Here is a 21,181-nt window from a genome sequence, read left to right as displayed (position 1 = left end):
GTAGCGCATGAGTGTCTCCGGGCCTGCAGGTACTATCAATGGCAACAGCCGCAGCGGCGATCTGGATCAGCGCTTTGCGCTGGATGTGCAGGGCGTGGATGCTTTGCGCCGCACCACCAGGAACTCGCCGCAAGACGGCTTGAAACAGGTTTCGCGCCAGTTTGAAGCGATGTTCATGCAGATGGTGCTGAAAAGCATGCGCGAGGCGACGCCGTCGGACGGCATGTTCGATAGCCAGCAAGAAAAACTGTATACCTCCATGCTGGACCAGCAGCTGGCGCAGAATCTGTCGGGGCGCGGGCTGGGCCTGGCCGAAGCCATGCAGGCCCAGCTTAGCCGCGCCGTAGATCCGTCCCAGCAGCAGGCATCGCCGCTCAGCAAGATGCCGGCACCCCTGATAGATCAGCATCCGGCCCAGCCTGCCGCAGCGGCAACGCCGAATTTAAATTCGAGCCCTGCTAATTTGCAGAATCTGTCCCTGTACGACGCTGCCGACTATGGTTACGGGCGCGGCGCCGCCGGCAATTCGCAGGCGCATGTTGACCAGTTTCTGTCCCGTATGAGCTCTTCGGCGCAAGTTGCCAGCCAGGCCAGCGGCGTGCCGGCGCAACTGATCCTGGCGCAAGCGGCATTGGAATCGGGTTGGGGCAAGCGCGAAATCAAGGGCGACGACGGCAGCCGCAGCCATAACCTGTTTGGCATCAAGGCCGGCAAGGCTTGGAAAGGGCCGGTGGTCCAGGCTGTCACCACCGAATACGTGGATGGCGTGCCGCAGCAGACCAGGGCTTCGTTCCGCGCCTACGCTTCGTACGACGAGGCATTCTCCGACTACGCCCGATTCCTGGCAGGCAATCCGCGTTACGCGCAGGTGCTGGCGACGCGCGATCCGGCCGAGGCGGCACATGGCTTGCAACGCGCAGGTTACGCCACCGATCCGCAGTATGGCGAGAAGCTGGTGCGCATCATGAAGCAAATCCTCTGATTTCGTTACATGGAACCGGATCGCGTCTCAGCGATATATATGAAATGAGTTCTGTCGTTACCCTCAAATTTTCCAGGCTGCTGCCGTTATATCTTAAGTGAGCTTGGCGGAGACGCCGGGCGGTTGCCCTCTTAAAGGACGAATGTATGGCCAACAGCATGTTTTTTACCGGGCTCAGCGGGCTCAACGCGGCGCAAGCAGGATTGATCACTACCGGCCACAACACCGCCAACGTGAATACGCCTGGCTACAGCCGGCAAACGGCGCAAGTAGTATCCGCCGGCGGCACCTATACCCCTAGCGTAGGTTTTTTCGGCAACGGCGCGCAAGTGGTGGATGTCACCCGCAGCTACGATCAATTCCTGAGCTCTCAACTGAACCAGGCGCAATCGACCAATCAAGCGCTGACGACGTACTCTACCCAGATCAACCAGATCAACAATCTGCTGGCCAACCAGACTACCGGCCTGGCGCCGATGCTGCAGACCATGTTCAAAGGTGTGCAGGCGGTAGCCAATACGCCGGCCGATGCAGCGGCGCGGCAGCAGCTGATCAGTTCGGGCCAGGCCCTTGCCAATCAGTTCCGCACCATGAGCCAGGTGCTGACCGGCCTGAACGGCAATGTTAACGATCAGATTTCCGGTTCTGTCGACCAGATCAATACGTATGCCACCCAGATCGCCAGCATCAACAAGCAGATCGCCTTGCTCAGCAATGCTGCCGGCGGCCAGGCGCCGAACGACTTGCTGGACCAGCGTGACAGCCTGGTGAATGGCCTGGGCCAATTGGTGGCGACCAAGGTGGTGGTGCAGGACGGCGGCCAATACAATGTATTTATCGGCAGCGGCCAGACCCTGGTGCTGGGCGACAAGGCTTCGACTTTGAAGGCAGTCACCGCCGCTGCCGACCCCAGCCATACTTCGGTCGCCTTGGTGAATGCCGCCGGCGTCGCGGTGGAGATGCAAGACGCTGTCCTCAGCGGCGGCTCGCTGGGCGGGCTGATGCAATTTCGTGACCAGACCCTGGGCGATGCCCAGAACGCCTTGGGGCGGATGGCGATCGGTTTGGCCGATACGTTCAATGCCCAGCACAAGCTAGGCATAGACCTGAACGGCGGCGCCGGCCAGGATTTCTTTTCACAAGCCAGTCCAGCTGCAATTGCCAATGCCCGCAATACGGGCAACCTGGTAGTCACGCCATCGTTCAGCGATACCAGCCAGCTGACTGCCAGCGATTACCGGGTCGACGTCGTCAACGTCGCCGGCAGTCCGCAATATTCGGTGACACGTCTGGCCGATAATAAAGTGCTGGGCAGCTATGCAAGTTTGCCGGTCACCTTCGACGGCGTCTCGCTGCAAGCTGCCAGCGGCGCGCCGCAAGTCGGCGACTCTTTCCTGGTGCAGCCGACGCGCACCGGCGCGCGCGATCTGGCCGTGATGGTCACCGATCCGGCCAAGATAGCCGCGGCTTCGCCTATCGTCACCGGCAATGCCGCGGGCAATCAGGGCAGCGCCAGTATCAGTGCCGGCAAGGTCGACGCCTCGTATCTGGCGACGCCGCTGACTACGCCGGTGACGCTCAAATACGATAGCACCACCGCGCCAGCCAGCTTGTCCGGCTTTCCTGCCAGTGCTGCCGTCACGGTAAGCAATCCGGACGGCACGGTGGTCAACTACGCTGCTGGCGCCAGCGTCACCTACACTGCGGGCGCCGCCTATAGTTTCAATGGCATCACCGCCACCGTCAGCGGCAAGCCGGTGAATGGCGATAGTTTCACCATCGGGCCGAATACCGGCGGCGTTTCGGACGGCAGCAACGCTTTGCTGCTAGGTGCTTTGCAAAACAAGAAAACCCTGGCCGGCGGCACCGCCAGCTATACCGATGTCTACGGCCAGCTGGTCAGCACGATTGGCAATAAAGCCAACCAATTGAGCATCGCCAATACCGCGCAAACCAGCCTGTCCGGACAGATCAAGGCGGCGCAGCAATCGGTATCGGGGGTGAATCAAGATGAAGAAACCGCCAATCTGCTGATGTTCCAGCAAATGTATCAAGCCAATGCCAAGGTGATCCAGACAGCTTCGACCATGTTTGATGCGATCCTCGGGATCGCCGCCTGATCGGCGTTTGTGGCGGCCGCATTGGCCAGCAGGATGAGCTGCAGTAATAAAGGAGAACAAGATGCGCATCAGTACCCAATCGTTTTATGATCAGAGCCTGTCTGCGATGGGCTCCCAGCAAACCAGTTTGTTGCGCGTGCAACAGCAGATCGGTTCCATGACAAAAATTCTGACACCTTCTGACGATCCGCTAGGCGCAACCCGAGCGCTCGCCGCATCGCAATCGATTTCGCTCAACGATCAATATTCGACCAGCCGCGCCCAGGCATCGCGCACGCTGGGGCTGGAAGACAATGCACTGCAAAGTGTCACCACGCTGTTGCAAAATATCAAGGGCCTGGTGGTACAAGCGGGTAACGGCACGATGACCGATGCCGACCGCAATTCGGTGGCCACCAGCTTGCAAAGTAATTACGATCAACTGCTTGGCTTGGCGAATACCGATGACGGCAATGGCCAGTTTCTGTTCGCCGGTTTCAAAAGCGGTAGTGCGCCCTTCGTGCAGCAAGCCGGCGGTGGCGTGCAGTATGTCGGCGATCAAGGTCAGCAGCTATTGCAAGTCGACGTCTCACGGCAGATGGCGGGAACGGATGACGGCCGCAGCATTTTTCAAAGTGCGCAAGGCGGTGCCGGTTATGTCATGACTTCGGCAGCTACGAATGCCGGTGACGGCGTATACGGCGCCACTTCCGTGATAGATGCCAGCAATCCGGATTTCGGCAAGAATTTTTCGATCAGTTTTACTTCGGCCACCACGTTCACCGTGACCAATTCCGATACGCCGCCGGTAGCGACGACAGGAACTTACACGTCCGGCGCGCCGATTCAATTCGGCGGTTTGCAGATTACCCTGACCGGTGCGCCGGCCAGCGGCGACAGTTTTAATGTCAATACCGCAAAAAATGCGAATCCGGATATGTTTGGCGCGCTCAAGGATTTGATAGGCGCCCTCAAGACGCCGGTCGACAACGGCACTGCCGCGGCCAAGGCGCAATTGCAGAATTCGCTGAGTACAGCCAACGTCAAGTTATCCAATTCGCTGGACAACGTGTTGACGGTGCGGTCGTCGGTGGGCTCACGCATGCAGGAACTCGACACGCTCAACACGAATGGCGATGCCCGCAATTTATCGGATAAAAGCTATTTGTCTAGCATCCAGGATCTGGACTACAGCAGCGCAATTACCGAGTTGTACCAGCGTCAGACTGCATTGCAGGCAACGCAGCAGACCTTCGTCCAGATTCGAAAGATTTCGCTGCTGAATTATCTTTAATACATTTGACCCTACGGCCGCAAGGCCTGCGCTACGTGCAGCATGTTGGCCAGGCCAAGCGCGAACTCCTGTTCCAGGAATGGCCCCAGGTGCGGGATCAGTTGTTGCAGCATCGTGATGCCGCCCAGCAGAGTCAAGGGAAAGCCGACGGCAAAGATGCTCAGCTGCGGCGAAGCCCGGTTGAGAATGCCCATGGCCAGATTCAAGGTCAGCAGGGCGGCGACAAGGGGCAGCGCCAGCATCAGGCCTGCCGAAAAAACATTGGCGCCGGCCAATGCCAGGAAATGCCAGCCTTCGGCCGCTAGCGGCGCATCGGAAATCGGTAGAACGTGGAAGCTTTCGACTAGCGTGCTGATTACCATCAGATGGCCGTCTACCGCCAGGAAAATCAGCATCGCCAGCATATTCAGCAAACTGGCCAGCACCATGGTGTTGCCGCCGCTGTTGGGGTCGAAGAAGGAGGCGAAGGACAAGCCCATCTGCAAGCCGGTATAATCGCCGGCAGCTTGTACCGCGGCAAACACCAGCCGCATGGAAAAGCCCATGGCCGAACCGATCAGTACTTGCTGGATCAGAATCCACACGCCGCCGGCGGAAACCAGTGGCACGGACGGCATGGCGCCCAGGGTAGGACCGATGGCAATCGCCAGCAATGCTGCCAGGCCGACCTTGACCTGATGCGCCACTTTTTTTTCGCCGAATATCGGACTGCTGCTGATCAGGGCCAGCATCCTGACGAAGGGCCACACAAATGCCGCTATCCAGACACTGAGTTGCGTAGAGGTGACTGACAGGACCGGCGACATCAGCCAACCAGTTGCGGAATGCTGGAAAACAACTGGCGCATGTAATCCAGGATGGAGTTCAGCATCCACGGACCGGCAATGACCATGGTCGCACACACGGCTAATAATTTCGGAATGAATGACAGGGTCATTTCATTGATCTGGGTGGCGGCTTGAAACAGACTGATGATCAAGCCGCTGATCAAGGCCACCAGCAGCAGCGGCGCACCCAGCAGGAGAGTCATTTTCATGGCTTGGTAGCCGAGCGCCATTACCGATTCAGGAGTCATGTTAGTGCCTCAGGTATAAAAACTTTGGGCTAATGCGCCGATCAGCAGTTGCCAGCCGTCGACCAGCACAAACAGCATCAGCTTGAACGGCAGCGAGATGGTGGCAGGCGGCACCATCATCATCCCCATCGACATCAGGACGCTGGCCACCACCAGATCGACGATCAGGAACGGGATAAAGATGGTGAAGCCGATCTGGAACGCTGTCTTGAGCTCGCTGATGACAAAAGCTGGCACCAGTATCCTTAGCGGCACTTCTTCCGGACCTTGCATCTGCGGTGTTTGCGCCAGCCTGGCAAACAAGGCCAGATCGCCTTCGCGGGTCTGCTTCAACATGAACTGCTTGAACGGCTGGATGCCGCGCTCGAGCGCTTGTTCGGCGCTGATCTTGTTGTCGGAGAACGGCTTGTAGGCGTCGCTGTAGGCTTTGTCGAATACCGGCGACATGATGAAGAAGGTCAGGAACAGCGCCAGTCCGACCAGGATCTGGTTGGGTGGCGAACTCTGGGCGCCGATGGCGGTGCGCAGCAAGCCCAGCACGATGATGATGCGGGTGAAACTGGTCATCGTCAGCAGCAGTGCCGGCAGGAACGAGAGCGAGGTCAGCAGCAGCATGGTCTGGACGCTGAGCGACCAGGTCTGGCTGCCGCCCGGTCCGGCGCTGCTGGTGATGCCGGGCAGCGCTTGTGCGGCGGCTATGGCTGGCAGCAGGCTGATTGCCAGAGATAGTATTGGCAAAAGCGCCGACCGCAGTTTACGGTGTCGCGCAAGGAAGGAGAGAGGGCGCATTCTGCCTGTCGTTTCGAATAAATGAATAGTGTGTGGCTTGAGCGCGGTATATTTATTTGCGTCCCAGCGACTCTCGCAGTTTTTGCGCGAAGGCGCCGGCGGCATTGGTGGCCGCAATGGCGCCGCGTCCGGTCGGTAGCTTGGCGTCCTCCGCCAGTTCCTGCGCCGGCATGCTGTGCAGGGATTGAATCTGTCCCGGTGTTACTCCCAGCGCCAGCCAGGTACCGCCGATTTCAATCACCACCACCCGTTCGCGTTGGCCGATAGATGTGCTGGCAATCACTTTCACCAGCCGACCGCTGTTGTGCTTTTGCAGTCCCATGCGGCGCGCCGCCCAAGCGCACAGGAAAATCAGCGCAAGTACCACCGCCAGGCCGGAAGCCGCTTGCAGCAAACCTGCCGCGCCCCAGGATGGCGCCGCTGTGGAAGCTATTGCGACAGGAGGCGTAGCGATCATGGCCGAAGCGGGCAGGGCCAGGTATGCCGACAGCAGCAGTAGTCCTAAGCTCCGCCGCAGCATCATTAAAGGTGTCATCGATTCAGTTTGTGTATGCGTTCGGACGGCGTGATGATGTCGGTCAGGCGGATCCCGAATTTGTCGTTGACCACCACTACTTCGCCCTGAGCGATCAGGTAACCGTTGATCAGCACGTCCATCGGTTCGCCGGCCAGGCCATCCAGTTCGACTACCGATCCTTGCGACAGCTGCAACAGGTTCTTGATAGTGATCCTGGTGCGTCCCAGCTCGGCAGTCATCTGCACCGGGATATCCAGGATCATGTCGATATCGGTCTTGGCTACTTCGGCGGTTTCACCGCTGAGCGGCTGAAATACCTTGGCAGCAGCAGGGGCGGCAGCCGGCGCCGGCTGCGTAGCAGCGGTCTGGGCGGCGAGCGCGCTGGCCCAGTCGTCGGCGGCTTCGGCGTTTGGATCCGGCTTGTTTTCGTCACTCATGTTCATTTCCCTTTGTATCACCTGAATCACCTTCGCGGTGATTGATCATTTTTTCTACCCGCAGCGCATAACGGCCGTTGGAAGTGCCGTACCCGCATTCCATCACCGGTACGCCGTCTACCTTGGCGATAATCGATTCCGGCATTTCTATCGGCAGCACATCGCCGACTTTCAGTTTGAGAAGCTGACCTATGGTCGACGGCAGGGTCTGGAAATCGACTTTCAGCTGGACATCGGCGCTTTGCACCTGCTGCGACAGTTGCTTGACCCAGCGCTTGTCGACTTCGACCTCATCCTGAACCGGATTGGAGAGCAAGTCGCGTATCGGTTCTATCATCGAATAGGGGATGCAGATATGCAAAGCACCGCCGATAGGCCCGAACTCGATATGGAAGGTGGTGTTTACCACTACTTCATTCGGCGTCGCAATATTGGCGAACTTGGTATGCATTTCCGATCGTACGTATTCGAAGTCGAGCGGGTAGATCGGATTCCAGGCGCTGCCATAGCTTTCCACCGCCAGGTTCAACAGCCGGGTGATAATGCGTTGCTCGGTCAGCGTAAAATCGCGCCCTTCGACCCGCATGTGGAAACGACCGTCGCCGCCGAACAGATTGTCGACTACCAGGAACACCAGGTTTGGATCGAATACGAATAGCGCCGTGCCGCGTAACGGTTTCATGTGCAGCAGGTTGATGTTGGCGGGAACCGGCAGATGGCGGATGAATTCGCCATATCTCTGAACCTGCACGGCACCTACCGAGATATCGGCGCTGCGGCGCATGAAATTGAAGAGCGAGCTGCGCAACTGACGCGCAAAGCGCTCATTGATGATTTCCAGCGTATGCATGCGGCCGCGCACGATACGTTCCTGGGTGCCAAGATTGTAGGCTTGTACGCCTTCCGGATTCGGCGCCGGCGCAGCGGCGACATCGGCTTCGCCGGTGACCCCTTGCAGTAGTGCGTCTACTTCGTCCTGAGACAGTAGCTGTTCATAAGCCATAGCTGGGTCTCGGTTTCACTGCACCACGAAGGCGGTAAACAACACATCGGTGATGTGTTGCGGCGGCTGGCTGCTGGCCAGGGGCTTGTTCAATGCCTTGAGGATTTCTGCAGCAAGCTTGTTCTTGTCGTCGGCAGTGACCAGCGAATTCGGATCGCGGTTCGACAACAGGCTGAGAATCCGGCTGCGCGTCTCTGGCAAGTACTGGGCAATCTGCGCCTGGGTCTTGGCGTCCGCCACTTTCAAGGTCAGGCCGATGTGCAGGAAACGATCGCGGTCTTCCGCCTGCAGGTTGACGGTGAATGGATCCAGGGCGACAAAGATCGGTGTCTCCGGGACTGGCGCTGCGACGGTCTTGCTGTCTGCTTGCATGCGGGTGAAATAATAAGCGGCTCCGGCCGCAACCAGGGCCGCGGTGAGGACGATCAAGATCAATCCAAGCTTGCTTTTTTTGGGTGCTGCCACTGCGTCGTCGGTGATGGTTGCCATGGTTTTTCCTGCATCAGATTTCAGCGTCCATTCTTTGCCAAAAGGGCTTCGAACCATCTGCTGATATAAAGGGAGAAAGCGCTTCAGATCCTGCATTTGTTGCGCCGGGAAGTTCGGTTTTTTTTCTGTTAGGCAAAAATATCGACCTTGCCATTGCCATTCCTGCTAAGCGGGACTGCGCTACGTTCCACGTTGCCGCTTAGCTGGTTTACCGCTGTGCCGGATTGGGATTGATTGTTTGAACCCCTGTGGCCGCTCTGATTCTGGGCAAATGCGCTTTGCTGCTGTTGTTGCGGTTGCTGGGCGTCTGCGCTGACCGATGTGTTGCCCAGGCTGATGCCGCTCTCGGCCAGGCTGCTGCGCAACTGCGGCAGGGCTGCTTCCAGCGCCGACCGTACCGACTGATGGGCCGAGACAAACATGGCTTGCGCCTGGTTGTCGTTAATGGTCAACGTCACTTTCAACGGCCCCAGGTCCGGCGGGTTGAGGTGCAGTTCGGCGCTCTGGTTGTTGGTGTTGCCCATCCAGATCACTTGTTTGCCGAGTGCCGTGCCCCAGCCATCGCTGCCGACCACGGGCGATAGCGCCAGCTTGACCGGGGTCGGCGGTGCTGAGCTAGCCGCCGCTGCTGTCGTTTGCGTGTGCGTCACGGCTGGATTCACCTGCGCTGTCATGTCCAGATTTGGCGCGCCGGAGTTGCCGGCGGCCGCCGTGGCTGCCGTGACGGCGCCGCCACTGCCGCTCGCATTGGCGCCAGCCGCAAGGTCTGTCTTGCCGGCGTCGACCTTGGCTGCGGTCAGACTATCCGGGCGTTCCGATTTTTCCAACTTGTCACGCTTGCCGTCGTCATGTGCCGCCTGCTGTCCGGCGCCATCGCCTGCTGCTATCTGGTGGATCGACTGCTGCGGATTATGTGGCGACGAGGTGTACTCTGCGCTACCTGGCTCCTGGTTCGCCAGAGCACTCTGTTTAGAGGGTGTTGCACCGGCTGGACTGGTGTGAGCAGCCATTTGAAACGCCGAGGGCAGGGCAGATCCAGCGGGGGACGTGCTTTTATCGGAGGTTTCCGCGGTCGCTGCAGTCGTCGCGGCAGGCGCACCGGATCTGCCGCCGGCGGCGGCAATTGCTGCATTGAGTTGGCTCTCCGCGGCCGATTGCAGCTGATTCTCGCCGCCGGACGGAGGAGGGGCCTCGATCGCTTTGGCAGCGATCTGTGGCGAAGCCAGGAACGCTAACGCCGGCGCTGCGGCCGGATCCTGCTGATGTTCGCGGTCATTCCCGGTATTGGCACTGGCCTGCCGATGCGCTGCTGCGCGCTCGGCCGGCTTGGCGCTGCTTGCGACATTCTCGGCAGACTTGTCGGAACCCGCGAGTGAACGGTTCAATACCTTGCCGAAATGATCGGCGTCCGGCTGCTGTGCATGCGCGTTGTTGCCGGCGCCGCTGGTTGAAGGCGCCGTCTGCAGGGCAGCGGTGCCGGATGAAACAATGATAGACATGACGATTCCTCGATGGATTATTCTGCTGCAGCGAGCATGCGCAGCCGGAATTGCCGGGCTGCGTGTTCGTCGCTGGCGTGCTGTTCGCGTTTATTGACCAGTTGCGCCTGTTGCTGCCTGACGCGCGCGGCCAGCGTGTCGAACGAACTCAGGCGGCGCTTGTCCTGTTGCCAGTCGCTGCGCCCGCGCGCCAGCCGTGAATCGGCCTGGGCGGCCACTGCGCGTTGCTGTTCGATAGCGCCGTCCAGCGTGCCGATGAAGTGCTGGAAATTGCGCCAGCGTGACGACGACACCCCATCCTGCATCTGGGTTTGCAACTGATCGTAGTATTCCTGGCGATAGCGGATCAGCAGCTCCAGCTTTTCCGCAGCGCTGATCTGGGTGCGCTGCAACTGTCCCAGGCGACGGGTCGCTTCGTCGGTCTTGTTCTGGGCTAGTTCAATCAACATGGCGAGCGGTAACGTATTTGACATGATGTCCTCTCAAACCTCGGTATCCGTTTTCATTGCGGCGTATCTGTAAGTTAACGGCAACTTTCATAAAAAATGCAGAAGCGCTTGGATGCGCTGTGCTGTGCTTGATTGGCTTACTCCGGCTGAAACAATTGCTCCAGTTGCGCAATCGCTTCCATATAGTCGGCGCGCTCGGTCATTCCCTGCTGCAAAAAAGCTTCGATTTTCGGATACAGCGCAATCGCCTTATCCAGTTGCAGGTCATGGCCCGGGGCATAAGCGCCGACGCTGATCAGGTCGCGGTTGCGCTGATATCGCGACAACATTTGCTTGAAGCGCCGCACCGCATCGAACTGGGCCGGTTCGATCAGGGAAGTCATGGCGCGGCTGATCGAGGCTTCGATGTCGATCGCAGGGTAGTGGCCGGATTCGGCCAGGCTGCGCGAGAGCACCACGTGCCCGTCCAGGATCGCGCGCGCGGCATCGGCAATCGGGTCTTGCTGATCGTCGCCTTCGGTCAGCACGGTATAGAAGGCGGTAATCGCGCCGCCTTTGCCGGAGGCGTCGCGGGCGCCGTTGCCGGCACGTTCCACCAGCGCCGGCAGTTTGGCGAATACCGATGGCGGATAGCCCTTGGTGGCCGGCGGTTCGCCCACCGCCAGGGCGATCTCGCGTTGCGCCATGGCGTAACGGGTGAGCGAATCCATGATCAGCAAGACATCCTTGCCTTGATCGCGGAAGTATTCGGCCAGCGAGGTGGCATAGGCGGCGCCCTGCAAGCGCAATAGCGGTGAAGTATCGGCAGGAGCGGCGACGACAACTGCCCGCGCCAGTCCTTCCACGCCTAAGGTGTTTTCGATGAAATCCTTGACTTCGCGGCCGCGCTCGCCGATCAGGCCGACAATGATGACTTCGGCGCTGGTATAGCGCGCCATCATGCCAAGCAATACGCTTTTGCCGACTCCGGAACCGGCAAACAATCCCATGCGCTGGCCGCGTCCGACAGTCAGCAGGGCATTGATGGCGCGCACACCGACATCCAGCACGCTGTCGATAGGCGCGCGCGCCAATGGATTGACGGGTGCTGCCGACAGCGGCACTTCGCGGCTGAAATCCAAAGGGCCGAGACCGTCCAGCGGCCGGCCTGCGGCGTCGACTACCCGTCCCAGCATGGCTTCACCGACCGGCAGGCGTTTGCTGCCAGGTTCAGCCGGCGGGCTGCCGTTGCCAGACACTGCGGCAGCTTCGAGCGGATAGACACGCGCTCCGGGCAATAATCCTGCGACTTCGGTTTGCGGCATCAGGAACAGGCGGTCGCCGGCGAAGCCGACTACTTCGGCTTCGGTCGTGCGTTGCGCATAACCCGGCGGCAGTTCAATCAGGCAATCGCTGCCTACCGGCAGCCGCAGGCCGACGGCTTCCAGCACCAGGCCGACCGCACGGGTCAGGCGGCCATAGGTGCGGATCGGAATGCTGCGGCCCACGCTTATGCTGGCGTTGCCAAGCGTGTTACGCCAGGCTTGCAGATGGCGATTGTTTGCCGCTTGATCGGCGCCGGCCGGCTTATAGGCGTCAGTCATGGGATGGTGTTGCCACGCTGGCCTGGCTGCGGCCAAGTGCCGCCGCTACTCTCTGCCAGCGGGTTTCCATGGTGGCGTCGAGTTCGCCGCTGCTGGCTTGCACCCGGCAGCCGCCGCGGGTAATGGCCGGATCGCTGCGCAACAGCCAGCCGGCAGCTTGCAGATCTTCCGTCAGGTACTGCTGCACCAGCGCCATATCGTCGGCATGCAATAGCAGGCGCGGGGTGCCGCTCAACGCCGGTTCGGTCTGCAGCAGTTCCCTTACCACGGCCAGGATCAGCTGCGGTTCTACCGTCAGTGCCTGACGCACTACCTGGCGCGCAATATCCAGCGCCAGAGTCAATAAATCATCGGCCAGTTCCTTTTCCGCCAGACGCAGTGCGCCGGGCATGGCCAGGCTCAATGCATGCAAGCCGTCGGCTTCTTTGCGTGCAGCTGCCAGACCGGCGGCATAACCTTCTTGCCAGCCTTCGGCATGGCCTTGCTGGCGGCCTTCGCTGGCGCCGGCTTGTTGCGCCTGCTCGCGCAGGCGCTGCAGTTCGGCTTCGTCTATCAGCAGTTTCGGTTCCAGCTCTGCCAGCAACGGCTCGGTAGTGGGCGACGGCGCTGACAAATCTGCGGCGGACCGGTCTGCCGGCTGCTGCACGTCTCCCATCTCCCAGCGCTGCCAGGCGCTCATCGGCTGTTTTGGCAGATTTGCGGCAAGCGGCGCTTTGCGACGGGACGACAATTTGCCGTAACCTTGAGCGAGTTCAGACATAGGCGTCGCTGCCCTGTCCGCCGATCACGATTTCGCCGGAATCCGCCAGGCGCCGTACGATCTGCAGGATGCTCTTTTGCTCGCTCTCGACTTGCGAAACTCTGACCGGGCCGCGCACTTCCAGGTCTTCGCGCAGCATTTCGGCAGCGCGTTGCGACATGTTGCGCAAGAATTTCTCGCGCAACTCCGGCGCCGCTCCCTTGAGGGCGATGATCAGCGATTCCGATTCGACTTCCTTGAGCAGCAGCTGGATGCCGCGATCTTCGATCTCCAGCAGATTCTCGAACAAGAACATTTCGTCGATAATCCGTTGCGCCAGGTCGCCGTCGTGTTCGCGCACATGCTGGATCACGCTTTCTTCCTGCGTACTGCTCATCAGATTGAGAATTTCCGCTGCGGCTCGGACGCCGCCCAGGCGGCTGCGCTTGACGCCCTGGCCCGACAACAGGCCGGACAGCACATCGGTCAATTCGCTCAGCGCCGCCGGTTGTACGCCGCCGAAGGTGGCAACCCGCAGGATCACGTCATGCCGCAAGCGCTCGGTGAATAATTCCAGCACCTCGGATGCCTTGCTGCGGTCCAGGTGCACCAGCAGGGTGGCGATGATCTGCGGATGTTCGTCGCGGATCAGCTCTGCCACCTCGTTGGCTTCCAGCCAGTTCAAGGTATCGATGCCGTTGGTGGAATTGTTGCCGGATTCGAGAATGTCTTCGATCAGGCTGGCGGCGCGGTCGCTGCCCAGCGCCTTGTTCAACACCGCCCGGATATAGCTGCCGGAATCCAGGTTGAGCGCCGAGAACTGCTCCGTTTCAAGCCGGAATTCTTCCATGACTTCAGCAATCTGTTCACGCGTTACCTGGCGCAGCTTGGACATCGCCATGCCGAGTTTTTGCACGTCTTGCGGGGTCAGGTGCTGGAACACGGCAGCGGCGCCGTCCTCGCCCAGCGACATCAGCAGGATCGCGCTCTTTCTGATTCCTTCGTCACTCATTGTTGCCCATCCAGTTCTTGATTACCATGGCGACCAGGCGTGGATCTTTCTCGGCCAGGCTTTGTGCGTGCTGCATATTGTCTTGATGGCGGTCTGCCTGGCGTTGTTTCGCCTCTTCGCTCAACTTGATTTGCTCCGGCGACAGCTCCTGCGCATCCGCTGCTTTGGCGCTTGCTCCGGCGACCGCAGATGCGGCGGGCTGCGGCCCTTGCAGATGCTTGCGCAACAGCGGGCGGACCAGACCGAACCACAGCCACAGGCCAAGCATGCCGAGCAGCAGATACTTGCCTACGCTCTTGGCCAATTCGATGTTGTCGGCCTGGCGCCAGACTGGCAACTCCGGTTCCGCCGCATCGCCGGCAAACTGGCTGTTCACCACATTCAGCGAATCGCCGCGCTCGACGCTATAACCCATTGCCTGTTTGACCAGGTTTTTCACCTGCTCCAGCTCGGCCGCCGGCAGTGCTTGCGTGACCACCTTGCCCTGGGCGTTGGCGGCGCCGCGGTAGTTCACCACCACCGCTACCGACAGGCGTTTGATGGCGCCGGCGCTCTGCTGCACATGGCTGATCGATTTATCCACTTCGTAGTTAGTGGTGACGTCGCGGCGGACGTTGCTGGAACCGCCGCTGCGAGCGGCGCTATTGGCTGCATTTGCAGCGCCGGCCGGATTGGCTTGCGCATTGGCCGCGGCGGTCGGGGGCAGGCTAACGGGCGCAGTCGGATTGGCCGGCGGCTGATTCGACAAAGCGCCGGGAATCCCACCCGGCGGAGTCGCCCCTTGCTGGTTGGCGTCGCTCGACTGCTGGCTGCGGATAGCGGCCTTGGCCGGATCTTGATTCGGCGTGTATTTTTCGTCGGTATGCTCGACCGTCGAGAAGTCGATGTCTGCCGCAACCTGTGCACGCACATTGCTGGCGCCGACTATCGGTTGCAGGATTGCTTCGATCCGGCGGATATAACTCTGTTCGATTTCCTGCGCATATTTGAGCTGGCTCGCATCCAGGCCGCGATTGCCGGTGGCCGGCGTCGACAGCAGATTCCCGCTCTGATCGACTATCGTTACATTCTTGGCGCTCAGTTCCGGCACGCTGCTCGAAACCAGGTGGGCGATGGCGCTGACCTGGCCATCATCGATGGAGCGTCCCCGATGCAAGGTGAGGATTACCGATGCGCTGGGTTTTTGCTGGTCGCGCACAAATAGCGAAGGTTTGGGCAGCGCCAGATGGACACGCGCTGCTTCAACTGCTGAAATCGATTCTATCGAACGGGCCAGTTCACCTTCCAGCGCGCGCTGGTAGTTGACCTGCTCGGCAAACTGGCTAACGCCGAACTTCTGATTGTCCATCAGTTCAAAGCCGACCGATCCGCCCTTGGGCAGACCTTGCGACGCCAGCCGCAAGCGCGCTTCGTGGACCTGTTCGGCGGCGACCAGTACCGCGCCACCGCCTTCGGCGAACTTGTAGGGAATGTTCATTTGCTGCAGCGAGGCGATGATGGCGCCGCCATCGCGGTCTGACAGATTGCTGTACAGGACACGATAATCGGGAGTTCGGCTCCAGAGCCAGAAAGCGGCGATGGCTGCTACTGCGAGCGAAGCGCCGATGATCAACGGCAGCTTTGGATTGGTGCGCAATTGTTCCAGCAGCGCCGGCCTCTTGTCGCCAGCGCGGTCGGCGCCCGTCGCGGCTGCGTTCATGCAGCCACCTCGGATGAAGTATGGCTGTAACGGCTACTGCTGTTCACTATGCGCTTCTGTGTATCGGACATACAGCAAGCTTTCCTTAGAATGGGATAACAGATGTCAACAAAGGTAATCCAAGACAGCCTGTGTCGACGCTAATGATTGTCAACGGCTGGGCCGTGTTTCGATCGCTCGAATAGCTGCGGTTTTTCCCATCATTTGCCGCTATGCAAAAAAATCATTGCTGTTACGCTGCTTGGCAACAGCTAACAATTCTCGTCAGGACCGGGCGGCGCACAGGTCGGATTCAACGGCGACGACGAGAAATGAGAATTCGGAAAAACCAGGCAAGAGAGGATGGAATATGGCGATAGCGGCGATCGAATCGGTATTGCAGCAATTAACGGCGACGGCGCAAATCGCCGGCGGCAGCGCAGCGGCTAACAACGCTATAGCCGGCGGCGGCTTTGCCGACGAAATGAAAAAAACGCTGGAACGCATCAGCACCGGCCAACAGCACGCGGCCGGCCAGGCCGAGGCATTCGAGCTGGGTAAGCCCGGCGTATCGCTGAATGACGTGATGATCGATTTGCAAAAGGCGAATGTTGGTTTTCAGATGGGCCTGCAAGTGCGTAACCGCGTGGTTGCCGCTTATCAGGAAATTATGAATATGCCAGCCTGAAAGTCAGTTTTGGACCAAGCATGTATGGAGCAGGGCGATAGTTATCTGTTGCAGGACGCGACCGACATCGAAAGCGTCCTGCGTGAGCTGGAGCGTCAAAACAGCCCGATGACCATGCGCCTCGTGACTGGCGGCGATAGCGTCGCTACCCGTCTGGTGGCGGTGGCGCTGGCGCATGACATCTTTATCCATGCAGGTGACGCCGAAGGCAGCGGGGCGCATTACATGCCAGGCGAATTGCTGTGTTTCGACGGTGCGCTGGATGGCGCCGGGGTTCGTTTCGTGACCAGTGCCGCGCGCAACAGCATGAATCCCTGGCGGACGGCGCTAGCGGCGACGCTGCCCGCTTGCATTGCATACTATCCGCATCAGAAATTCATCCGGATAGGAATGCAGCCGGTCGAGGCTTGCGTAGTGCGCGCGAAACGGCGCGACGGCAACGATTTTGTGCTCGATGTCCACGATTTGAGTGCACGCGGCATCGGTTTGCGCTCGACCTATGTCTCCTTGCAAGCGCTGCCGGTCGGCACCATCCTGCCGGCGGCGGTGCTGGATTTTCGTTCTTCCGGCCGCTTGCTGGTGGATTTGCGGGTGGTGTTTAGCCGCTGCGTACAGGGGGCGGATGGCGTCATCAACCATTTCGGCTGTTATTACGTCGACCTGGATCAGGCCCGGCAGAGCCTTGGCGGCTTGTTGAGCGTCTGAGGCGGCGCCGCTGCCGCTTTATTTTATGACGGAGCCTAAATGTTTTCCAGGCAACTGCCGATAACCTGAATAACGGTGGCTTGCTGATCTTGGTGGTTGTTTCTGCCAAGAAGCGGTCCAGCGTTACGGCGGCTTAGCCGGAACCCATAAACTTTAGCAACAGGAGTCATGCCATGTCTGTCATCAATACCAATATTCTCTCGCTGGTAGCACAAAACAACCTCACCAAATCGGCATCTTCGCTGAGTTCGGCTATTCAACGTCTGTCCTCCGGTATGCGTATCAACAGCGCCAAGGACGACGCTGCAGGCCAGGCAATTGCCAATCGTTTCACAGCCAACATCACTGGCCTGACACAAGCATCGCGTAACGCCAACGACGGCATCTCGCTGGCGCAAACGACTGAAGGCGCGCTGACTGAAGTCAACAACAACTTGCAACGTATCCGTGAATTGTCGGTACAGGCAGCCAGCGGCACCAATTCTTCCAGCGATCTGCAATCGATCCAGGATGAAGTTGGCCAACGCCTGAAGGAAATCGACCGTATTTCTTCGCAAACCGACTTCAACGGCGTCAAAGTATTGGCAACCAATCAGACTCTGAATATCCAGGTCGGCGCCAACGACGGCCAGACCATCGGCATCGGTTTGCAAAAGATTGATTCGACTGCGCTGAAACTGAACACGCTGAACCTGGCTGGTCCTACCGGCGCGACAGCTGCCTTGACACCTACCGGCAAAGACAACACCGGTGCTTCGGTTGCCGTGGTTGCAGGCGGCTTCACTGCTGTCAACCGCGATCCGGCAGCAGGCTTCACAGCGACTGTCGCCGATCTGGTTACTGACGCACGCGGCAATTCCTATGTCAAGAACGGCGCTAATTTCTACGCCGCCACTGTGACTGTAGCTGACGCTACCCAAGGTGCAACCGCTGCCAATCCTACCGCGACCGTCACTTACGATTCGTCGAAATCGTTGACAGCCGCCAGCGGCAGCCCGTTGACAGCGATGGACAGCGCCTTGTCGCAAGTTGACAGCCTGCGCAGCTCGCTGGGTGCGGTGCAAAACCGTTTTGCTTCGACCATCGCCAACCTGGGCACGACAGTAACCAACCTGTCTTCTTCCCGCTCAGGCATTCAAGATGCAGACTACGCGACTGAAGTGTCGAACATGACACGTTCGCAGATTCTGCAGCAAGCAGGTACTTCGGTGCTGGCGAAGGCGAATCAATCGACCCAAAGCGTTTTGACACTGCTGCAATAAGCGTCGAGCCAGCACTGAGTTGATTCCGCAAACTGCAGATTGATGCGTTTGCGGAGTTTGCCAAAACTGGAGGGTGGCCGGTCGTGCGGCCGCCTTCCAGTTCCAGATGTTTTGCCCAGTCAGGTTTGCGCTTGCAGACCTGAGCGGACAAGGTATAGCCGGAAGAGGATGTGATGCCAAATTCAATCAATATGGGTTCCGCCGGCAGGATGACGCCGGCCGACGGCGCCGTTGCCGAAGCTGCAGCCGCTGTCAATGCGAAAGCCGTTGCTGATACCGCCGGTGTTGCGAATAGAGCGCAGGACGCTAGCGCCGGCAAGCCTGCGGGTGTGCCAGAGCGGGGGCAGATCCAAAGCAAGATCGACGATATCAATCGCCAGCTGCAACTGAAGGCGGTGAGCGTGCAGTTCCAGATTGAACCTGGTTATAAAGACGTGATTTTGAAGGTGCTGGATCAGCAGGACGGCAAAGTGCTCTTGCAGATTCCCAGTGAAGAAGTGGTGCGGATCGCCAAGGTAATGGACCAGATGAAGGGCGTATTGCTGGAAAAGACTGCGTAGCGATCGCTGGCTGTCGGACCGACTGAAAACGTAATTGAATATAAAGGAATTGATATGGCGTTAGTTACCAACCTGGGGGCTGCATCCGGACTGCCGCTGGCTACTTTGCTGAGCAGTATTACCGCCTCGGAAAATCTGCCTCTCACCGCAATGAGCAACCAGCAGAGCGCCTATAACGCCAAGCTGTCGGCCTACGGCACCATACAAAACGCCCTGAGCACATTGCAGGCGGCGGCCGCCCAGCTGGGCAATCCTACGCTGTTTCAGAATGTCACGGCTGCTTCGAGCGCAACCTCGGTGCTGAGCGCGACTGGGACTGCAGCCGCAGGCAGCGGAACGTATGCGATCAACGTCGGCCAGCTGGCGCAGGCGCAGTCGCTGGCAACCGGCGGCGTGGCCAGCACGACCGCCGGCATAGGAACCGGCACTGTCACCGTGCAATTCGGCAGCATTTCCGGCGGCACATTGAATGCTGCTACCGGCAAATATAGCGGGGCGACGTTTACCGCTGACAGCACGCGTGCTGCGGCTTCGATCACGATCGATTCCAGCAGCAATACGCTGGCAGGGATTCGCGACGCCATCAATAAAAACACAAGCCTTGGCGTCACGGCTACCATCGTCAACGACGGCAGCAGCGCTCCGAATCGTCTGGTGTTGACCTCCAACCAGACTGGCGCAACGTCGACCATGCAGATTAGCGTGAGCGGTGACGCGGCGCTGTCGAATCTGTTGTCCAACGATCCTGCCGGAACGCAAAACCTGCAGCAAACCGTTGAGGGCAAAAACGCGCAGCTGACGGTCAACGGCATCGCTGTCACCAGCGCCAGCAATACCGTCAAGGAAGCGGTGCAGGGCGTGACCATGACGCTGGCCGGCACCGGCGCCAGCAGTCTTTCGTTGCAGAGTAACACTGCTACCGTACAAGCGGCGATTACGAATTTTGTCACCACCTATAACAGCTTGCAAACCCTGACTAAGCAATATACTGCTTTTGATACGGCGTCACAGTCGCAGGCGCCGCTGAACGGGGATTCGACCCTGCGCAATATCCAGACGCGCATCCGCGATACCATGAACACGCCGCAACCTGCCAGCGGCAGCGGTGCGCCATTGACGATGCTGGCGCAGATCGGCGTGACGTTCCAGTCAGATGGCAGCATGGCGATTGACACGACCAAGCTGACCAGCGCCCTTGCTACTAATCTGAGCGGTGTGCAAAACCTGTTTTCCAGCGCTTCCGGTACTACTGGCTTCGGTTCGAAGATGTCGACCTTGCTCAGCGGATTTACTGCCAGCAACGGGCCGCTGAAGTCGGCTACCGATGGCCTCAACAATTCCTTGAAAACGCTGGCGACGCAGATGACCAGCACGCAGTCAATGATAAGTACCACGATTGCGCGCTATACCAAGCAGTTTGTCGATCTCGATACGCTGGTCGCCGGGATGAATCAGACCAGCAGTTATCTGACCCAGCAATTTGCTGCCATCAACGGCACCACTTCCAAATAAGGCGAGGTTTCATGTACACATCATCTGCAGCCACGCCAGTGCTGAATCCTGGCGCTCGCGCCTATGCTCGGGTCGGCATCGAAAGCGCCGTCATGAGCGCTTCGCCGCAACAGTTGCTGAGCATGCTGTTCGACGGCGCCAAGGCGGCCATCAGCATGGCCCGCCATCATATGGCAAGCGGCGATACGGTTGCCAAAGGCAATGCCATCTCGAAAGCTGTCAGCATCATCGACAGCGGCCTCAAAGCCAGCCTGGATCCCGATGCAGGGGGCAGCGCCGGCGCCGAGCTGGCGGCAAACCTGTCGTCGCTCTACGACTACATCAATCAGCGTTTGTTGTACGCCAATCTGCGCAATGATCCTGGTTTGCTGGACGAGGCTGACCGGCTGTTGGAAAACATCGCATCGGCCTGGCGCGAGATCAGCGTCACGCAAAACCATGCGGCGGCTTCCGATCGTTCGGCAAGGGGATGATATGGCGTCTCGACATGATGTGATGGATTGCTACGAGAAAATCGCGCCGTTGACCGGCCGCATGCTGGAATTGGCGCGCGCCGGCGACTGGGAAGGTCTGATGTTGCTGGAACAGCAGTTCCGTTCTTGCGTCGAGCGCTTGAAAGAGATTGAGCTGGCGGCACCTCTGGAGCCGTCGCAACTGGTGCGCAAGCATGATTTGCTGAGCCGGATCCTGGCCGATGATGCAGAAATCCGCGACATCGTTACGCCGGAACTGGCGCAATTGAGCAGTTTGCTGGGCAATATGCATCGCCAGCAACATCTTAACCATGCTTACGGCCAGTAATTTTGAGC

At 59.3% G+C, this 21,181-nt stretch carries 23 protein-coding genes; 10 read left to right on the top strand and 13 right to left on the bottom strand.

Going from position 1 to position 21,181, the window contains the following annotated elements; all coding sequences use genetic code 11:
• Window positions 1-7: 7 nt before the first annotated feature.
• The 3 genes from flgJ (at window position 8) to flgL (ending at window position 4,375) form a co-directional block, all read left to right on the top strand.
• Window positions 8-982: a flagellar assembly peptidoglycan hydrolase FlgJ gene (gene flgJ / locus BLV81_RS04815; RefSeq protein ID WP_092353001.1), complete on the top strand. Its 975-nt coding sequence runs from the start codon at window positions 8-10 to the stop codon at window positions 980-982.
• Window positions 983-1,128: 146 nt separating this feature from the next.
• On the top strand, window positions 1,129-3,102 hold the full coding sequence (flgK, locus tag BLV81_RS04810; RefSeq protein WP_092352999.1) for a flagellar hook-associated protein FlgK: 1,974 nt from the start codon (window positions 1,129-1,131) through the stop codon (window positions 3,100-3,102).
• Window positions 3,103-3,163: 61 nt separating this feature from the next.
• Entirely contained in the window at window positions 3,164-4,375 is a 1,212-nt protein-coding gene (gene flgL, locus BLV81_RS04805) for a flagellar hook-associated protein FlgL (RefSeq protein ID WP_092352998.1), read from the top strand.
• Between the two features lie 11 nt (window positions 4,376-4,386).
• Here the strand turns inward: flgL and fliR are convergent, their stop codons facing one another.
• The 13 genes from fliR to fliF form a co-directional block, all read right to left on the bottom strand.
• Complete coding sequence (gene fliR, locus BLV81_RS04800) at window positions 4,387-5,181, bottom strand: flagellar biosynthetic protein FliR (protein WP_092352996.1); 795 nt, start codon at window positions 5,179-5,181, stop codon at window positions 4,387-4,389.
• The gene (gene fliQ, locus BLV81_RS04795; protein WP_092352994.1) at window positions 5,181-5,450 is read right to left on the bottom strand and encodes a flagellar biosynthesis protein FliQ; all 270 of its coding nucleotides are present in this window, start codon (window positions 5,448-5,450) and stop codon (window positions 5,181-5,183) included. The genes fliR and fliQ overlap by 1 nt, the downstream gene beginning before the upstream one ends.
• 9 nt (window positions 5,451-5,459) lie before the next feature.
• Entirely contained in the window at window positions 5,460-6,239 is a 780-nt protein-coding gene (fliP, locus tag BLV81_RS04790) for a flagellar type III secretion system pore protein FliP (protein ID WP_092352991.1), read from the bottom strand.
• A 52-nt stretch (window positions 6,240-6,291) separates the two neighbouring features.
• The gene (gene fliO, locus BLV81_RS04785) at window positions 6,292-6,762 is read right to left on the bottom strand and encodes a flagellar biosynthetic protein FliO (RefSeq protein ID WP_255364960.1); all 471 of its coding nucleotides are present in this window, start codon (window positions 6,760-6,762) and stop codon (window positions 6,292-6,294) included.
• Between the two features lie 8 nt (window positions 6,763-6,770).
• A complete protein-coding gene (gene fliN / locus BLV81_RS04780; RefSeq protein WP_092352988.1) occupies window positions 6,771-7,193 on the bottom strand; it encodes a flagellar motor switch protein FliN in 423 nt (140 codons plus the stop codon).
• Window positions 7,186-8,196 carry a flagellar motor switch protein FliM gene (fliM, locus tag BLV81_RS04775; RefSeq protein ID WP_092352986.1) on the bottom strand — a complete coding sequence of 337 codons (1,011 nt, stop codon included), beginning with the start codon at window positions 8,194-8,196 and terminating at the stop codon, window positions 7,186-7,188. Before fliM ends, fliN begins: the two co-directional genes overlap by 8 nt.
• Window positions 8,197-8,211: 15 nt before the next feature.
• The gene (gene fliL / locus BLV81_RS04770) at window positions 8,212-8,685 is read right to left on the bottom strand and encodes a flagellar basal body-associated protein FliL (protein ID WP_092353390.1); all 474 of its coding nucleotides are present in this window, start codon (window positions 8,683-8,685) and stop codon (window positions 8,212-8,214) included.
• Window positions 8,686-8,813: 128 nt separating this feature from the next.
• Entirely contained in the window at window positions 8,814-10,184 is a 1,371-nt protein-coding gene (locus BLV81_RS04765; protein WP_092352984.1) for a flagellar hook-length control protein FliK, read from the bottom strand.
• Window positions 10,185-10,201: 17 nt separating this feature from the next.
• Window positions 10,202-10,657 carry a flagellar export protein FliJ gene (fliJ, locus tag BLV81_RS04760; protein WP_092352982.1) on the bottom strand — a complete coding sequence of 152 codons (456 nt, stop codon included), beginning with the start codon at window positions 10,655-10,657 and terminating at the stop codon, window positions 10,202-10,204.
• A 113-nt stretch (window positions 10,658-10,770) separates the two neighbouring features.
• The gene (fliI, locus tag BLV81_RS04755) at window positions 10,771-12,216 is read right to left on the bottom strand and encodes a flagellar protein export ATPase FliI (RefSeq protein ID WP_092352980.1); all 1,446 of its coding nucleotides are present in this window, start codon (window positions 12,214-12,216) and stop codon (window positions 10,771-10,773) included.
• Window positions 12,209-12,976 (bottom strand): flagellar assembly protein FliH, encoded by a 768-nt coding sequence (gene fliH / locus BLV81_RS04750; RefSeq protein WP_092352978.1) that lies wholly within the window; start codon window positions 12,974-12,976, stop codon window positions 12,209-12,211. The genes fliI and fliH overlap by 8 nt, the downstream gene beginning before the upstream one ends.
• Window positions 12,969-13,967 (bottom strand): flagellar motor switch protein FliG, encoded by a 999-nt coding sequence (fliG, locus tag BLV81_RS04745; RefSeq protein ID WP_092352976.1) that lies wholly within the window; start codon window positions 13,965-13,967, stop codon window positions 12,969-12,971. Before fliG ends, fliH begins: the two co-directional genes overlap by 8 nt.
• Entirely contained in the window at window positions 13,960-15,666 is a 1,707-nt protein-coding gene (fliF, locus tag BLV81_RS04740; protein WP_092352974.1) for a flagellar basal-body MS-ring/collar protein FliF, read from the bottom strand. The genes fliG and fliF overlap by 8 nt, the downstream gene beginning before the upstream one ends.
• Before the next feature lie 349 nt (window positions 15,667-16,015).
• On the opposite strand from fliF, the gene fliE reads away from it, so the two are divergent.
• From fliE to BLV81_RS04705, 7 genes are all read left to right on the top strand, one after another.
• A complete protein-coding gene (gene fliE / locus BLV81_RS04735; protein WP_092352972.1) occupies window positions 16,016-16,333 on the top strand; it encodes a flagellar hook-basal body complex protein FliE in 318 nt (105 codons plus the stop codon).
• Between the two features lie 24 nt (window positions 16,334-16,357).
• Window positions 16,358-17,038, top strand: a complete 681-nt coding sequence (locus tag BLV81_RS04730) for a flagellar regulator YcgR PilZN domain-containing protein (RefSeq protein ID WP_092352970.1) — start codon at window positions 16,358-16,360, stop codon at window positions 17,036-17,038.
• 173 nt (window positions 17,039-17,211) lie between these two features.
• The gene (locus BLV81_RS04725) at window positions 17,212-18,300 is read left to right on the top strand and encodes a FliC/FljB family flagellin (RefSeq protein WP_092352968.1); all 1,089 of its coding nucleotides are present in this window, start codon (window positions 17,212-17,214) and stop codon (window positions 18,298-18,300) included.
• Between the two features lie 173 nt (window positions 18,301-18,473).
• Entirely contained in the window at window positions 18,474-18,860 is a 387-nt protein-coding gene (locus BLV81_RS04720) for a flagellar protein FlaG (protein ID WP_092352966.1), read from the top strand.
• Window positions 18,861-18,914: 54 nt separating this feature from the next.
• Window positions 18,915-20,372: a flagellar filament capping protein FliD gene (gene fliD / locus BLV81_RS04715; protein ID WP_092352964.1), complete on the top strand. Its 1,458-nt coding sequence runs from the start codon at window positions 18,915-18,917 to the stop codon at window positions 20,370-20,372.
• A gap of 11 nt (window positions 20,373-20,383) precedes the next feature.
• Window positions 20,384-20,845 carry a flagellar export chaperone FliS gene (gene fliS / locus BLV81_RS04710; RefSeq protein ID WP_092352962.1) on the top strand — a complete coding sequence of 154 codons (462 nt, stop codon included), beginning with the start codon at window positions 20,384-20,386 and terminating at the stop codon, window positions 20,843-20,845.
• A gap of 1 nt (window position 20,846) precedes the next feature.
• Window positions 20,847-21,173, top strand: a complete 327-nt coding sequence (locus tag BLV81_RS04705) for a flagellar protein FliT (protein ID WP_176992751.1) — start codon at window positions 20,847-20,849, stop codon at window positions 21,171-21,173.
• Window positions 21,174-21,181: the final 8 nt, after the last annotated feature.

Source organism: Collimonas sp. OK242, from assembly GCF_900107095.1.
In the GTDB taxonomy this organism is placed as follows: domain Bacteria; phylum Pseudomonadota; class Gammaproteobacteria; order Burkholderiales; family Burkholderiaceae_D; genus Collimonas.
The sequence above is the reverse complement of the archived record's forward strand: the minus strand, read 5'-3'. Positions and strand labels throughout refer to the sequence as shown.